14 protein-coding genes are annotated in these 15,014 nt (G+C 54.6%); 10 read left to right on the forward strand and 4 right to left on the reverse strand.

Annotated features, from left to right (window positions below; genetic code table 11):
- Positions 1–209: 209 nt before the first annotated feature.
- Positions 210–1,469, forward strand: a complete 1,260-nt coding sequence (locus tag ENI00_RS07535) for a PQQ-dependent sugar dehydrogenase (protein ID WP_304100960.1) — start codon at positions 210–212, stop codon at positions 1,467–1,469.
- A gap of 81 nt (positions 1,470–1,550) precedes the next feature.
- Positions 1,551–1,886, forward strand: a complete 336-nt coding sequence (locus ENI00_RS07540; protein WP_304100962.1) for a c-type cytochrome — start codon at positions 1,551–1,553, stop codon at positions 1,884–1,886.
- On the opposite strand, the gene ENI00_RS07545 is transcribed toward ENI00_RS07540, so the two are convergent.
- Positions 1,772–2,515 carry an L-histidine N(alpha)-methyltransferase gene (locus ENI00_RS07545; RefSeq protein WP_304100963.1) on the reverse strand — a complete coding sequence of 248 codons (744 nt, stop codon included), beginning with the start codon at positions 2,513–2,515 and terminating at the stop codon, positions 1,772–1,774. The two genes, ENI00_RS07540 and ENI00_RS07545, sit on opposite strands and share 115 nt — an antisense overlap.
- Positions 2,516–2,533: 18 nt before the next feature.
- Positions 2,534–2,728, reverse strand: coding sequence for a hypothetical protein (locus ENI00_RS07550; RefSeq protein WP_304100965.1), 195 nt, complete (start codon positions 2,726–2,728; stop codon positions 2,534–2,536).
- A 993-nt stretch (positions 2,729–3,721) separates the two neighbouring features.
- Between ENI00_RS07550 and ENI00_RS07555 the strand changes: the two genes are divergently transcribed.
- The 3 genes from ENI00_RS07555 to ENI00_RS07565 all read left to right on the forward strand — a co-directional run bounded on the left by ENI00_RS07555 (position 3,722) and on the right by ENI00_RS07565 (position 7,324).
- Complete coding sequence (locus tag ENI00_RS07555; protein ID WP_304100967.1) at positions 3,722–5,071, forward strand: virulence factor family protein; 1,350 nt, start codon at positions 3,722–3,724, stop codon at positions 5,069–5,071.
- 123 nt (positions 5,072–5,194) lie between these two features.
- On the forward strand, positions 5,195–5,956 hold the full coding sequence (locus tag ENI00_RS07560; RefSeq protein ID WP_304100969.1) for a CLCA_X family protein: 762 nt from the start codon (positions 5,195–5,197) through the stop codon (positions 5,954–5,956).
- Positions 5,957–6,010: 54 nt separating this feature from the next.
- On the forward strand, positions 6,011–7,324 hold the full coding sequence (locus ENI00_RS07565; protein WP_304100971.1) for an arsenic transporter: 1,314 nt from the start codon (positions 6,011–6,013) through the stop codon (positions 7,322–7,324).
- Positions 7,325–7,358: 34 nt separating this feature from the next.
- Here the strand turns inward: ENI00_RS07565 and ENI00_RS07570 are convergent, their stop codons facing one another.
- Positions 7,359–7,586 carry a hypothetical protein gene (locus ENI00_RS07570; protein WP_304100973.1) on the reverse strand — a complete coding sequence of 76 codons (228 nt, stop codon included), beginning with the start codon at positions 7,584–7,586 and terminating at the stop codon, positions 7,359–7,361.
- A 187-nt stretch (positions 7,587–7,773) separates the two neighbouring features.
- Between ENI00_RS07570 and ENI00_RS07575 the strand changes: the two genes are divergently transcribed.
- Complete coding sequence (locus ENI00_RS07575) at positions 7,774–8,634, forward strand: LysR substrate-binding domain-containing protein (protein ID WP_304100975.1); 861 nt, start codon at positions 7,774–7,776, stop codon at positions 8,632–8,634.
- Positions 8,635–8,638: 4 nt separating this feature from the next.
- Here the strand turns inward: ENI00_RS07575 and ENI00_RS07580 are convergent, their stop codons facing one another.
- Positions 8,639–9,286 (reverse strand): TetR family transcriptional regulator, encoded by a 648-nt coding sequence (locus tag ENI00_RS07580; RefSeq protein ID WP_304100978.1) that lies wholly within the window; start codon positions 9,284–9,286, stop codon positions 8,639–8,641.
- 223 nt (positions 9,287–9,509) lie between these two features.
- Between ENI00_RS07580 and ENI00_RS07585 the strand changes: the two genes are divergently transcribed.
- Genes ENI00_RS07585 through nei form a run of 4 tightly spaced genes read left to right on the forward strand, consistent with a single transcriptional unit; the run spans position 9,510 to position 14,972 of the window.
- Positions 9,510–9,911, forward strand: a complete 402-nt coding sequence (locus ENI00_RS07585) for a MipA/OmpV family protein (protein WP_304100980.1) — start codon at positions 9,510–9,512, stop codon at positions 9,909–9,911.
- Between the two features lie 54 nt (positions 9,912–9,965).
- Complete coding sequence (locus ENI00_RS07590; protein ID WP_304100982.1) at positions 9,966–11,063, forward strand: efflux RND transporter periplasmic adaptor subunit; 1,098 nt, start codon at positions 9,966–9,968, stop codon at positions 11,061–11,063.
- Positions 11,063–14,113 carry an efflux RND transporter permease subunit gene (locus ENI00_RS07595; protein ID WP_304100984.1) on the forward strand — a complete coding sequence of 1,017 codons (3,051 nt, stop codon included), beginning with the start codon at positions 11,063–11,065 and terminating at the stop codon, positions 14,111–14,113. Before ENI00_RS07590 ends, ENI00_RS07595 begins: the two co-directional genes overlap by 1 nt.
- Before the next feature lie 16 nt (positions 14,114–14,129).
- Positions 14,130–14,972, forward strand: a complete 843-nt coding sequence (gene nei, locus ENI00_RS07600; protein ID WP_304100986.1) for an endonuclease VIII — start codon at positions 14,130–14,132, stop codon at positions 14,970–14,972.
- Positions 14,973–15,014 lie beyond the last annotated feature (42 nt).

Genomic DNA, 15,014 nt, shown 5'->3' on the forward strand with positions numbered 1-15,014 from the left:
TCTTAATTGTGACGTTGTTTAGCGACAACAAAACTGGCGGGCGATGCCAAGAGTATCTTTCAGGGCGCAACACCTCGATATAATAACAAAATCGGGCTTTACAGCTGGTCCAACCAGTTATTCAGTGCTGATTCTTGACACCACAGTTGCCGAAGTCTTAACTGAGATCGCAGAGTCTGATTAAAAATCATACTATGGAGACGCTTAAAATGATAAAAAAACCATTAGTCCTCCTTACTACCTTGCTTGTCGCCACACAGATTCAGGCTCAGGGGACAACCGACGAGACGCTGAAGACACTGGGACAATTCAAAGTCACTGGCGATTCCAAATTTACTACCATTGACCAGAACAGCAGCAGCGCAGACGCCCTCCGCAACTTATTGAAAAAGGTTTCAGTACCTAAAGGCTTTGAGATCACGCTTTATGCTTTGGTGCCTGACGCCCGCCATATGGCAGTGGGTCCGCAGGGAGTGGCGACGTTTGTGGGTACGCGCAAAACAGAAGTATGGGTGGTGACTGATCGGGACAAAGACCGTGTGGCAGACGAGGTCAAAAACTTTGCGCCATCCGTTGCAAAGAAAGTTCCGAATGGCCCTTGCTTCTCTCCCGATGGTGTTTTGTACATAGCAGAGCAAAATCGTGTTCTGGCCTACCCCGCAGCCGAGTTCTTCTATGAAGGCACGGATGTCGTCGCCGCGGAGCTGATCGCCGGTGGCGAGTTAATTCCGAAAGAGTACGTAAGCTATAACCACACCGCCCGCGTTTGCGATGTGGGGCCGGACGGCAAGGTCTATATTTCTCTGGGCCAGCCCCATAATGTGCCGCCCAAAGATCTGTGGGAGGACTATCAGTCCCGGGGCATGGGCGGCATCATTCGCATTAATCAGGATGGTACCGACCGCGAAGTCTATACTTTGGGGGTCCGCAATTCCGTTGGCCAGGACTTTAATCCTGCAACGGGGAACCTCTGGTTTACCGACAACCAGGTAGATGGCATGGGCGATGATATACCACCGGGCGAAATCAACCGACAAACAGAGAAAGGTCAAAACTTTGGCTTTCCCTACTACGGCGGCGGTGATGTTCGCACAGCGGAATACAAAGGCGATGAGCCACCTGCTGATGTCATCTTCCCGGTTAGCACAACCATTGCACACGCAGCAGATCTGGGAATGATGTTCTACACCGGCAATATGTTCCCGAAAGAATATCAAGGTGGTATTTTCTCGGCCCAACATGGGTCATGGAATCGCACCGAGCCGGTCGGTGCCCGGGTGATGTTCACTCCCGTAGATGCAGAAGGCAACATAACAGGGGAGACCCGTCCGTTCGCCGAAGGCTGGCTCACGTATAACGGCGAGTATCTGGGACGCCCGGTGGATGTTGCACAACTGAAAGACGGCTCTTTGCTGGTGTCAGATGATCTGGCAGGCGCTATTTATCGGATTGCCTATACCGGTGAATGATGCCAGCCTGATCCCTTAGCCCGGCTCGTATCGATACCAGGGGCAGTTCTAATTCTGGCTTATTTACAGGGGTAATATGTTATGCGCTGTTCAACGCCGCTGGTCAGTCTTGGTCTCGCTGCGATTATAGCCCTGTCGACCACCTATGCTCATGCGGTTGACCCCGCCAATGGCAAAGTGTTGGCACGCCAATGTCAGACCTGTCATGGCATAAATGGCATCGCTCAGATCCCTATCGCGCCTAACATCGCCGGAGAAAGTCAAATCTACCTTGAGCTCCAGCTCAAACGCTTTCGTAGCGGTCAGCGAGAGCATGAAATGATGACTGTGGTTGCCAAGAATCTCACTGACAGCGAGATTGAGGATTTGGCAGCTTGGTATGAATCTATCAAGGTGACGGCAACGTTACCTGAATAGAACGCTGCAAAGGGGCTGCGATGTTCAAAGCCCTGTTGTTCAGCAAGTTCACGGAAACCTGCACAGCTGTATTTATAGGAATTTTCGGTGTGGATGGTTTCACCAGCCCGCAGGTCAAACGTCTGGTCAGCGATCGAAATGCGGGTGTCGTATCCGCTAACAAGATGCATTTCGATCCGGTGTTGGGCGGGGTTGTAGGCCGCCTCCAGTGTCGCGGCGTCCTTTACCAGATCGGCACAGGCAGACATCAGAAAGTCTGTTGAAATCTCTATCGGGACATAATGGGCCATGCCTCCGGCATCAAGAATCGGGATCGCCTTTTCACCATTGCCACTACCGGGTTCAACCAGCACATCGCACGCATGCAGCGCGGGCAACATGGCCGCACGATTGCTTTCAAATATTGCCTGCTCAGTGCGGGTCGGATAGTACTCGGAAGTCTCCGTGATGCGGTCAAACAGCTCTGAGCCGGTTTGATCGTAGAAGTATTTCGGTGAAAGTGTTTTCTGTCGACGCGACAATCCGCTGATCACAGTCGCCCGATCATCGTCAGTAGATCTCGCGAGTTGATGTATTAAGAGATTGGCTGGAGGATCGAGGTACTGTTTATTCCCGGCAATCGCATCCATGGCAGTTTTCCTTAAGATTTATCTCGTTGTGCGCCTCAGCCTCTGGCCAGGCGCGTAGCCCGGGTAAGGGTGATAGGACGAAGCTGTCCATTCCCAGGCGCAACCAAACAGGTCACGGATAATGCCACCGTCATCACGCTGGCCCACTGCCAGTGGATGCAGCGATTGATCGTGATAGAACATGACCACATGTCGATTGCTGGCTGGCGACATGTTCCCATTCCGCCTCACTGGGCAACTACACGCCAATCCACCGTGCAAAAGCGTCCGCTTCATAGAAGCTGAGATGAGTGACTGGCCAATGCTCGTCCAGCGCTTCAGTGCCGTGTAAAGTGCACGTCAGGAGGTCGCCATCACGCTCCAGCCATTACAACGGGTGTCGCCACTGCTGTGCTTGTACCGCAGACCAACCATCCGCCAACCACAGTTCCGGGCGTTGATAGCCGCCATCCAGCGGCCAGGGGTGCCTCGCGATAGATCGGCAGCAGTGGGTTGCAGTACAGGTTGTATTTGATATCAGTCAGCATCAATTCCTGATGCTGTTGCTCGTGATGCAGGCCCAGGGTGATTCGTTGATCAATAGTGGATCGGTTTTCGGCGGGGAGATCGAAAAGCAGTGCAGCAATGGCTTGATCAACACTGTGCCGATAGTAATAAACGGTATCGATGAGCGCACAGGTGTTCTGAGTGTTCCCGTACCCGGTGAAAGGGCAAGGTTACGTCCAGTTGACGTTCACTTGCTGATTCCATACCGGCCTCCCGTGTATATCCAGTTGCTCGCAACTGTATTGAAAGCACGCGCGTTTCACTCGTGTTATCGCAATACGTAAGTACTGTGCAAGTTGAACTGCACCGTAACCAAGAACGAGACCTGTCCATTCATGCGGTTGTTTGACCTGTTCTGTCTTTTATGCCGAGACAGGGCCTGTCAGGTTAATGGCGGTGGTGATCGTAGAAACTTAGACTCTATTAATGGCTCCTTCGCGGGGCCAGTAACGTAGTCTGTGAGACTTAGAGACCTCACAGATACTATAAAACTATAGTTCAGAGACTGAGATACAATTGCTTACAAATAGTTAATAGGGGGCGGTTCTCATTACTCGAACCTATGTTCTGAGATTTGCTCCCCGAACCCATGGCAGCCTTATGTGCGTTGCCAGACAGATCACGGCTCATCAGTGGCGGTGAAAGAGGGCTGACAATCAGATGAAGAGACTGTATTTAATCAGCACGTTTATCTTGCTGCTGGTCGTTGTTGCGGGCTGTCAGCAACCTCCAGTCATGGTGATCAAGGCGGGGCGGATGGGCGAGATAGCCTATCTGGCGCCGGAGAGCGAACCCACGGGCGTGGTGTTTCTATTCTCCGGTGCGGACGGTTGGAATGCCGATCTGGACGATGTGGCAGAGGCTTGGCAAAACAAAGGCGCAATTGTACTCAAGGTGCCACTCCCGGGCTATCTTGAGGCGTTGCGGGCCAGCGCAGATGGTTGTCATTATCTCATCAGCGAAATAGAAGACACGAGCAAGCGAATCCAGAAGACACTCGGCACCAGGCGTTATCACGCGCCCATCCTTGCGGGCACCGGCATGGGCGCAACTCTGGTCTATGGGGCACTGGCGCAGTCACCGGCCTCGACGGTTGAGGGTGCGTTCAGCAACGGTCTACCGACACGTCTCGATACTCGTGTACCCCTGTGCGCTGGAGCGCCGTCAACGCCGGCAACCGGTGGAGGGTTCACGTATTCACCCGTGACATCCCTCAATGGCTGGTGGCAGATGATGCCCAATGCCGGTCAGCTAAAACAGGCGCGGGCGTTTGCGAGCAAGGTCAACGGGGCCCGGTTAATCGACGAGCCGGAACCGCCTGACAGCACTATGGTCGAGCGTTTTGATCGTCTGTCAGAAGGTAAACTGGCGCCCCCGGACAATCTTGGGCAGGTGATTGCAAATTTGCCGCTCGTTGAACTGCCTGTCAAGAACGAGGGAACTCTCATGGCGGTGATCTGGTCTGGCGATGGTGGCTGGCGCGATCTGGACAAAACCATCGGCGAACGATTGCAAAGTGAAGGAATTCCCGTGGTTGGCGTCGACTCTCTCCGCTATTTTTGGCGCGATAGAACGCCTTTGGAAATCGGCTCTGACCTCGCCGTTATCCTGCGTCACTACCAGAAGGTGTGGAAGCGCCAGCACATTGTATTGATCGGGTATTCATTCGGCGCTGACGTGATGCCATTCGCTGTGAACAAGCTTCCCATGGATCTTCAAGACACTATCGTACGTATCTCGTTGCTCGGTTTGGCAAAAGAGACGGTGTTCGGCATCCACATTGCTGATCGGTTGTTGAATCGCGAGAGCGAGGACGAGCTGCCGGTGCTGCCTGAAGTGGCAAAGCTTGATCTGCAAAAGGTGCAGTGTTTCTACGGAGAAGAAGAAGAGGATACCGCCTGCACCGCCGCCGCGTTCGACCATGCCGAGCGAATCAAGACGAAAGGCGGGCACCATTTCGATGGGGATTACAATGCATTGGCAAAACGCATCCTGCGCAACGTCGAATAGCAGAGTGGAATAGCAGAGCCAAATAGAGGAATCGATGGTAAACATTCAGACATTGCACGCGCTGCGTGCCCCGCAGCCTTGTGATTGCCAACCGATCGGGTGGTTTGGACGTGGAGGAAGGTTGTGACAGCGCAGGCTTCCGTGTCTTTTCTCACCGTACGGCGGCGGTTTGATTTTCGCAGCATTGAGATTGGAAACTGGGTAACTCCCGAAGAGCGAGACAGGGCAGCTGGGCGCTTTTTCGGGGCCTTAAATGATTTGTTGGTTATCCTGAAGGGCCCCGAAGTGCTGATCTCTCTTCGGGGTTCACTGGGCCTTCAATACGGCATTGGCGGTACGCCCGGCGTAGCCGCACACTATATTCCCGCGACCCGGCAATTGGCGTTGGCGAAGAATGCCGGGGCAGGCAGCCTCGCCCATGAATGGTTTCACGCCTTCGATCATTATATGGGAAGCAAGGCATTTATTAGCCCTGGCAAGCATGATTTTGCCTCCGTTGCCTGGTTGAATAACGCGAACTCCAAAGCGCATCCGCTCAATAAACGGTTGAGCAATTGCTTCCGGGCCATTTTTTTGAACGCAGAGGGTACCCAGCCCAGTGACCTGTTTCGCTGTTCGCAGCAGGCAGATCAACAACGAGATGTGTTGTATTACGCTCAGCCGGAAGAACTCTGTGCCCGGGCGTTTGAAGCGTTTGTGGAAGACAGCAAACCGAGTAACCGCTTCTTGGTGCGTGGCACACGCAACTCGGAAGAAGCGAAGGCGGGGCTGTACCCAAAAGGCCAGCAGCGGCACGATATTAACGATGCTTTCAGGCAGTACTTTTCGACGCTCGGCAAAGCCCTGTTCCGGGAGCAGGCTAAACATTCGACGCGCAGGAGTTAAGCCGTGAGTGGCAGTGTTTCTCTGAATCAGGGCTCCCCCTAAATGTAAGGTTGCGTGATGTTGGCACTGCTTATTTTCATCGTCACCCTGGTGTTGGTTATCTGGCAACCCAGAGGGCTTGGTATTGGCTGGAGTGCGTTGGCGGGTGCATTGGTCGCACTGCTGGTAGGCGTTGTGCATTGGGCGGACGTTGGTGTGGTGTGGAACATTGTCTGGGACGCCACTTTCACGTTTGTCGCGTTGATCATTATTTCTCTGATTCTGGACGAGGCCGGTTTTTTTGCCTGGGCGGCATTGCACGTTGCCCGTTGGGGGAATGGGCGAGGGCACCTGCTGTTCCCGATGATTGTCATGCTCGGGGCGGTCATTGCCGCGTTGTTTGCCAATGACGGTGCCGCACTGCTGTTAACGCCCATCGTGATTGCCATTCTGGGGCGGATGGACTTTTCTCCGGCGGCGGCCCTGGCCTTCATCATTGCGACAGGATTTATAGCCGACACCGCCAGCTTGCCTCTGGTTATTTCCAACCTGGTGAATATTGTCAGTGCCAATTACTTCAACATTGGTTTTGATCGTTACGCTCTGGTGATGGTGCCGGTAAACCTGGTTTCAATCGTCGTGACGCTGATCGTGCTTTGGGTGACTTTCGGGCGCAAAATCCCGAAGCGTTATCCCGTTGCAGAGCTTGATGCGCCGGCCTCGGCTCTGAAGGATCCTCTGGTATTCCGTGCGGCTTTTCCGTTACTGGCGGTGCTTCTTGTGGCCTACTTTGTGACGGCGCCGTTTCAAGTGCCGATCGCGTTTATAACGGGAACGGCCGCTTTGGTACTGGTGGTGATTGCCGGCCGTTGGTGGCGCGGAGGGAGTGGCGCCACGGTTTCCGTAACGTCAGCGTTGCGTAACGCGCCTTGGCAGATTGTGTTGTTCTCGATCGGGATGTACCTGGTGGTCTACGGACTGGGGAATGCAGGCCTGACCGATTATGGCGCGCAGGCGCTTCAATGGTTGGCGCAGCAGGGCAATCTGGTCGCAACGGTTGGAACCGGCTTTTTGTCTGCCTTGGCGGCATCTGTGATGAACAACCTGCCGTCAACGCTTGTCGGCGCACTCGCCATCGATCAAGCGCAGGTGTCCGCAGTCACCCGGGAGTTGATGATATACGCCAACGTTATCGGGAACGACCTCGGGCCTAAATTCACGCCCATTGGCAGCCTTGCCACGCTGTTGTGGCTGCACGTGCTGGCAGGGAAAGGCTACCGGATTGGTTGGGGGCAGTACATCAAGGTCGGGTTATTGATTACTCCGCCTGTTTTGTTGGCAACCCTTTTAGCATTGACGCTTTGGCTGCCTGTGGTATCCGCACATTGAAGTGGATGCGACCCACTGCCCCCGGATTGCAATCCTATGCTCTGGGGCGCTCTTCGAGATATCGCAACGCGTCGCGGCGAAGTGGCAGGCCCAGTGCGGCAACAAGGTTCCGGCGTTCATAGCCCAGGTCCGCAAGAACGTCATCCTTTTCAGCAAGCAGCGTGTTCGCCATGCGCCGGAAATGTTGGCGGCGGGCGTAGCTTTCCAGCAAGGAAAAAGAAGCCTGTCCGGTTGCCTGATGGTTCACTCTGAAGTTCAACATTGCCGTCACCTTTCGCTCGATGTACTGGTGCATAAACACTCGGTTGCTACGGCGACATAGCGCAACCCGTGTGACATGACTGTAGGGTGCTACTTCAGGTGTGTTCAATCAAACGAAAAGATTTTAAGATTGCATTCAGTTATTCTGAAGGCAACGCGTGAATCCCCCCCCATGGAGGTACAACAAATTGACAACGCCGCTGCTTGATAACGACGTGCTCAGAACCTTTGTGACGATTGCCGAATGCGGCACCTTTACCGCTGCCGCCAGGATTGTGCACCGAACGCCTTCAGCGCTGAGCATGCAAATCAAACAGCTGGAGCAAAAGCTGGGCAAGTGCTTGTTCATTCGGGAACCACGACGGGTTCGACTTACCACAGAGGGCGAGGCCCTGCTGGATTACAGCCGGCGATTGTTGCAGCTGAATGAGGAAGCTATCCAATACTTTCTTGCGCCAACGCTGGAAGGCAAGGTTGGCATTGGTACGTCGGATGATATTGGCACCCGTATTCTGCCCGAAGTGCTCTCACAGTTTGCGCGCTCGTATCCAGCGGTTCTGGTCAATGTGGTGGTGGGTTCCAGCAAACAGAATCTGGAGCGGCTGGATGCAGGGGAACTCGACATGGTGCTGGTTACCGTGTCAGACGAAGTTCGGGAGATTCGCGGAGAAGTTGTGCATGAGGAGCCGCTGGTCTGGGCCGGGCATGAAGAATCGTCGGCGTTTCTGCGTTCGCCCGTGCCTCTTGCGGTAGCGCACGAGGGGTGTGCGTGGCGACGGATGACGCTGCGAGCTCTGGACCGGTTGGGAACGCCCTATCGGATTGCCTACACCTGTGAGAATTGCTCCGGGCAAGAAGCGGCCTTGATGGCAGATCTTGCCATTGCGCCTTTTCCCCGCAGCCTCGTGCAGGCGCCACTGAAAGAAATTACCAACCCGAATTTGCCGGAGATTGGTTCCTACCAGTTGGCACTGGTTCGCCGCGGTTCCAATCCGGTAAATGATGCATTGGCCTCCCATGTGAAAGACGCTTTCGTGAATCGGCAATAGCAACTCAGTCGAGATGCTCGCCCGCATCGCTCAAAAAGTGTTGGGGCAACTGATCAAAGAAAAGATCAATCAGGCGTGTTGCCTGCGATTGCAGGTCGAACTTGTCCGGGAGCAACAGCCACAGGTAAACCACGCCCGTTATCTGAACGTGCAGGTGAGTGATGGCGCTGTCGACGTCCAGGTTGGCCGGCATCAGTTTTGTTGCTATTGCCTCGTTAAAAGCGGCTCGTATTCGGTCCGAGCTGATCAGGACGTTGTCGCGGAGCAGGGTGCCAATGGGTTCATTCTGCTCCGTCATTTCGCATTTCTGAAACACAATCTCATAAACACGCCGGCGTCTGGGATCCCGTTCCAGTTCGCGAACAACGTACAGGATGGACTCTCGCAGGCGGGCCAGCGGGTCCGATTCGCTGGACGCCTCCATCACCATGCCAAGCTGCCCCAATTCCACCGCCTGACGATCAAGCATCGCTTTAAATATGCTTTGCTTATTCTTGAAATGCCAATAAAAAGCACCGCGTGTAAGATTTGCCTGCTGCGCAATTTCATTCAGTGATGTTTGTGCGACGCCTTCTCGATGAAACACGATTTCGGCGGCATCGATGAGCTGTTCTCGCGTTCGTTGAGCGTCCTCTTTAGTTCGGCGCGCCATCTGAGAGGTCCTCTTTATAGGTATTTTCACACGATGTTATCACTTTTATACATTCATGAATGTATGTATAGTTCCGGCACCTAATTCATGGTTTGAAGTGATGGATGAAGATGATGAACATTCGACACGGTTTTGCGAGTTGCCTGTTAATGCCCGTTGCCGCAATGAGTCTGGCCGGCTCTGTGCAAGCGGCAACGGATAAGCCGGGGGCCGAGCCCGGTGAGTGGTCAGTCGGCCTGGGTATTGGTGGTGGCTGGTCTCCGGAGATCTTGACGGGCTGCGTGTGCGCAGTTACTTGCGCTATCGGGGCAAAATAACGGATCGCCTACGCTTTGCAGTTGGCCCGGGAGCCTCCTGGGGCAATGACCGCTGGAATCAGGCACTGTTTGACGTTTCCGCTGCGGACTCGACGCGTTCAGGCATTCGTCGGTACCGCGCCGAGGGGGATTATATCCGGGGCAGCCTGAACGGCCGTCTGACCTACCTTGTAACGCGTCATTTCAGTGTGTCGACCGTAGCGCGTTACAGCCGTTTGTTCGGTGATGCAGCCGACAGCCCTGTTGTTCAAGACGTAGGCGATGCCAATCAGTGGCACGGAAGCCTGGCGATTAATTACCAATTCTGACAATTGGCTGATACGCCTTCCTTCAGATAATCAGAATACAAGGAACAGATAACAATGATTCGTTTGTTTTCCGGGAACACGTCGCTTGTTTCGGTGGTAATGGCCGCCTTGTTGTTAGTGGGCTGCACTGACGAAAGCAGTGAAAAAAACACCCGAGCCGAACCACCTGCAAGGCCAGCAGCAATTCAGACGATTGCCGGAGGCGCCGTTGGCGGGGTGAGTTTCAACGGCGTTGTTCGCTCAGCGCAGAGGGCAGAGTTGGCTTTTCGTGTTTCCGGAAAACTGGTGAGTATGAAGGTGAGTGAGGGCGACAGGATTCGGGAAGGACAGGTGCTGGCAAAACTTGAGCAGGAAGAGTTTCTCAGAGCCGTAAATTCAGCCGGGGTAGAGTTTGAAAAGGCCCAGGCCGATTATGATCGCGGCGCGCAGATTTTCAAATCGACCCAGGCCATCGCAAAAAGCGATCTGGAGAAATTGAAAACGAACCGGGATCTGGCCCGCAATCGACTGTCCAACGCCCGGCAGGATCTCGATGACACCTCCCTCCGTGCACCTTTTGGCGGCGTTATTGCGAAAAAAACCGTCAATAACTTCCGCAATGTGGATTCCGGTCAGGCTATTTATGTGCTTCACGATCTTGGCGATCTTGGCGATCTTGGCGATCTTGAAGTGGTGGTCGATGTTCCCGGCAAACTGTTCCTGTCGCCAACCGGGCAAACGGAAGCCTTTGCCATGGTTGAGAATGGCAGCGGCGTGCGCTTGCCCGTGGTGTACAAAAGCTATTCGTCGGAATCGGATTCGCTGTCCCAGACGTATCGCGTGGTGCTTAAGTTCACCAATCTCAACGGTCAGAACGTGTTGCCTGGCATGAACGCCCGGATATACCCGGTCGAAGACGGTGTCGTTGGCGAAACTGTTATTCAGGTGCCGATTCAGGCGATTGTGCCCACCAACACCGGTGATGAATTTGTCTGGCTGGTCGGCAATGACGGCGCTGTTGAAAAACGCGTGGTCAAGATCGGTCAGTTGGTTAACGATCGGGTGATTGTGAAAGAAGGGCTGACGGCCGGCGATCAGATTGTTGTTGCGGGCGTAAGCGCGCTCACGGAGGGCGTAAAAGTTCGACCGCTCAAGGCCAAGGGGCAGAAGTAATGAATATTGCCGCGTACGCCATTCAAAAACGAACCAGCGTGTGGGTCATCATATGTTTGATTCTGCTGGGCGGTTATCTGAGTTACACCCATCTGGGACGTTTTGAAGACCCGGAATTCACGATACGAAAAGCGGTGATCACCACCTCCTATGAGGGCGCAAGCGCTCAGGACGTGGCGGATGAGATAACCGATCCCCTCGAAGCTGCCGTGCAGTCCATGCAGGAAGTAAAAGAGGTGAAGTCGGTCTCCAAACAAGGGCGTTCGGAGGTGAACGTTGAGATTGAGCTGGCCTTTTCCCGGACTAAGGCCGAGCTGGAGCAGGTCTGGGACAAGTTACGACGAAAAGTAAACGATGCCCAGAGGTCGCTGCCTTCGGGCGCCGGGCCCTCGGTCGTGAATGATGATTTTTCCGATGTTTATGCCTTGTTCTATGCCATTACCGCGCCGGGATACAGCAACAAGCAGCTGCACAACTACGCTGATTTTCTGAGCAAAGAGCTTGCCCTGGTGGAGGGCGTTGCGAAAACCACACTGATCGGCCAGCGCGAAGACCGTATTTACATCGAGATTTCCAGTGAACGTCTGGAGAACCTGGGTGTTACCGCAGAGCAGGTGTATCGGGTATTGAAAAAGCAGAACAGCATCACCGTGGCGGGGGATGTGAAGGCCGGTTCTATGCGATTTCCGGTGATTCCCCGGAGCGCAGTGGGTAGCTTTGATCAGTTAAAAAATCTGCCGCTGGGCATAGGGAGCGACGGGCAAACCGTCAAGCTTGAAAACGTTGCCAACGTTGAACGCGGCTATCAGGAGCCACCGCCGTTCCTGATGGAGTACGACGGCGAGCGGGCTATTGGTCTGGGCATCTCCAATATATCTGGAGGCAACGTTGTCGAGATGGGCGACGCCGTTAAGGCCCGGCTGGCGCAGCTGGACGATCAGCGGCCCGTTGGCGTCATGCTTAACCCGGTGTCTATACAATCGGACTCGGTGCGGGCGTCGGTGTCCGATTTCATCAGTAACCTGGCGGCAGCGGTTGTTATTGTTTTCATCGTTCTGCTGGCGTTTATCGGCCTACGGTCTGGCGTCATTATCGGTTTCGTTCTTCTGCTCACGGTCGCCGGTACCCTGATCATCATGCTGATGGACAATATTGCCATGCAGCGAGTGTCGCTGGGGGCGTTGATTATTGCGCTGGGCATGCTTGTTGATAATGCGATTGTTGTAACCGACGGCATTCTCGTGAAACTCAGAAACGGCGAGGATCGGTATCAGCCGGTTCTCGACGTTGTGCAGTCAACAAAATGGCCTCTGCTGGGCGGAACGCTGGTGGGTATTCTTGCGTTCAGCGCGATCGGCCTGTCCCCCAGCGACATGGGCGAATACGCCGGCTCGTTGTTCTGGGTGATTCTCTACTCAATGGCGCTGAGTTGGATTTTTTCAGTGACCGTTATTCCGATGCTGTGCTATCAGTTTTTGACGGTAAAGCTGACCGACAAGCCAGAATCAGAGGGCGCGATTCTGCGTAAGTATCGCGGTTTGCTGCACTGGGTACTGACCTATCGAAAGACAACCGGAGCCGTGTTGATTGCTTTGTTTGTCGCCGGCATTGCGGGCGCTGGTCTGGTGCCCCCGGGCTTTATGCCCGATTCGCAGCGGCCGCAGTTCGTGGTGGACGTCTACCTGCCTCAAGGCTCAGACATATCACACACCGCAAAGGTGCTCAGTGAGATTGCGGGCGACGTAGCGGCCGAAGACGGCGTAACGAACGTCACTTCTTTTATCGGGGGCGGCGGTTTACGATTCATGCTTACCTACTCGCCAGAACCGCGAAACCCATCCTATGGGCAGTTGCTTGTCGACGTTGACGATGAAAGCCGGATTTCCTCGCTGATAAACGACCTGCAGGCTGAGTTAACGGCTCGCCACTCTGAGGCATCCATCAAGGCCTGGAAATTCATGCTGGGCCGCGGTGGCGGCAAGAAGATAGAAGCAGGGTTCAGTGGCCCCGACTCAGCGGTGCTGCGCCAGCTTGCCGAACGTGCCAAAACCGCGATGGCCAATGAGGCAGGCCTCATAGCGGTACAGGACGACTGGCGTCAGCAGGTGCCGGTGCTGGTGCCCACCTACAACCACGCGCTGCTGCAAAAATTGGGGCTGACCAGTGTCGAGGTCAACCAGGCTATTGCACAGACCCTGAGCGGGCGCACAGTGGGCCAGTATCGTGAAGACGACGATCTTATTCCTCTGGTTGTGCGGGCGCCCATGGATGAACGGAGCCGTGAGCGGGTGATAGAAAGTATCAAGGTTTACAGCGAAAAGCTTGGCGAATCGGTTCCGGTCAGTGAGCTCACTCAGACCGTCACGGTGGCGTGGGAGGACGCAATGATCCGCCGGGTCGATCGACAACCGACCATCATGGTGCAATCGGATCCGGCGCCCGACGTGCCCACAACGGAGGCGTTTAACTCGATACGATCAACAATTGAATCAATTGAACGACCTCCCGGCTATGAGCTGACCTGGTACGGCGAATACAAGTCGTCAAATGATGCCAACGCCGGGCTCGCGGTTTCCGCCCCTTACGGGTTTGCGGCAATGATTCTGGTGGTGGTGTTCATGTTCAACGCACTTCGGCAACCGTTGGTGATCTGGTTGACGGTTCCTTTTGCGGTTGTTGGCGTCGTGATAGGACTGGCGTCATTCCAGGCGGCTTTTGAGTTCATGGCGATTCTCGGTTTTCTGAGCCTCATCGGCATGATGGTCAAAAACGCGATTGTACTCGTAGATCAGGCAGACAATGACATACGAATGGGTATTGAACCCTTTGATGCCGTAGTGCATGCGTCGATCAGTCGCGCGAGGCCCGTTGTGCTGGGCGCTTTGACCACCATTCTGGGGGTTGCCCCGTTATTGATGGACCCGTTCTTCAAAAGTATGGCTGTCACCATCATGTTCGGTTTGCTGTTCGCGACGGCACTGACGCTGGTCGTTATTCCGCTCCTGTATTCCGTGTTGTTCAGAATCCGGAGCCCTGAATTGAAGCCGTAAAAGAGGAGACTCGCCCGTGCCAGAAGGCCCCGAAATACGCCGTATGGTTGATGATATAGATTCCGCTGTAGGGCAACAGAAAGCGCATCAGGTGTTTTTCGCCTTTGATCGGTTCAAGAGCTTTGAGTCTGCCCTGTCTGGGCGCCAGGTAACGTCGGTCGAGGCGCGAGGGAAGGCGGTGTTGGTGTTTTTCTCCGCCCAGGGCAACGATGGCCCTTGGTGCGTTTACAGCCACAACCAGCTTTATGGCCAGTGGCGAATTGGCAAGCCGGGTTCGGAGCAGCGCACGAACCGCCAGCTAAGATTCGCGATCATTGGCCCCGAGAAAGCGGCGCGCCTTTACAGCGCTTCTGACATTCGCCTGGTGCGCCCGGACAAACTTGATGAAGTGGATTATCTCGCCCGATTGGGGCCTGATCCGGTTAACCAGAAGGTTTCAGAAAAAGCGCTGATAGCCCTTTTTGAGGACAAGCGCTTTCGTGGCCGCGGCCTGGGTGGCCTGTTGCTTGACCAGGGTTTTGTCGCCGGCGTGGGCAACTATCTGCGCTCGGAAATTCTCTTTGAAGCGGGTATTGCACCGTCTACGCGACCGCGGGATCTCGACTCAGACGCTCGCAAACGACTGGCCTCTGCCATCCTGAAGCTGATTGAGCGTACCTATCGCCTGAAAGGCATCACCAACGATCCCGAACGGGCAACACGATTGAAGCGCGAAGGCTGGAGCTATGCAAAAAGGCGACACATGGTATTTAATCGTGAGTCCGATGCCTGCCACTTGTGTGGCACGTTGATCGTAAAAACCAATGTCAGCAGCCGGCGCCTTTATTATTGCCCGCGCTGTCAGAGTTCAGAACGCTGACATCACCGGAGCGCGCCAGTGAGCTCAGCAACTGCATCTAAA

The sequence above is a fragment of the Marinobacter antarcticus genome (assembly GCF_011049865.1).
GTDB classification, from domain to species: domain Bacteria; phylum Pseudomonadota; class Gammaproteobacteria; order Pseudomonadales; family Oleiphilaceae; genus Marinobacter; species Marinobacter antarcticus_A.

Bases quoted from the DNA above. Each gene is read 5' to 3' on its own strand.
- ENI00_RS07535 (WP_304100960.1), top strand. From the start codon at position 210: ATGATAAAAAAACCATTAGTCCTCCTTACTACCTTGCTTGTCGCCACA.
- ENI00_RS07540 (WP_304100962.1), top strand. From the start codon at position 1,551: ATGCGCTGTTCAACGCCGCTGGTCAGTCTTGGTCTCGCTGCGATTATA.
- ENI00_RS07545 (WP_304100963.1), bottom strand. From the start codon at position 2,515: ATGGATGCGATTGCCGGGAATAAACAGTACCTCGATCCTCCAGCCAAT.
- ENI00_RS07550 (WP_304100965.1), bottom strand. From the start codon at position 2,728: ATGTCGCCAGCCAGCAATCGACATGTGGTCATGTTCTATCACGATCAA.
- ENI00_RS07555 (WP_304100967.1), top strand. From the start codon at position 3,722: ATGAAGAGACTGTATTTAATCAGCACGTTTATCTTGCTGCTGGTCGTT.
- ENI00_RS07570 (WP_304100973.1), bottom strand. From the start codon at position 7,586: ATGTTGAACTTCAGAGTGAACCATCAGGCAACCGGACAGGCTTCTTTT.
- ENI00_RS07580 (WP_304100978.1), bottom strand. From the start codon at position 9,286: ATGGCGCGCCGAACTAAAGAGGACGCTCAACGAACGCGAGAACAGCTC.
- ENI00_RS07590 (WP_304100982.1), top strand. From the start codon at position 9,966: ATGATTCGTTTGTTTTCCGGGAACACGTCGCTTGTTTCGGTGGTAATG.
- ENI00_RS07595 (WP_304100984.1), top strand. From the start codon at position 11,063: ATGAATATTGCCGCGTACGCCATTCAAAAACGAACCAGCGTGTGGGTC.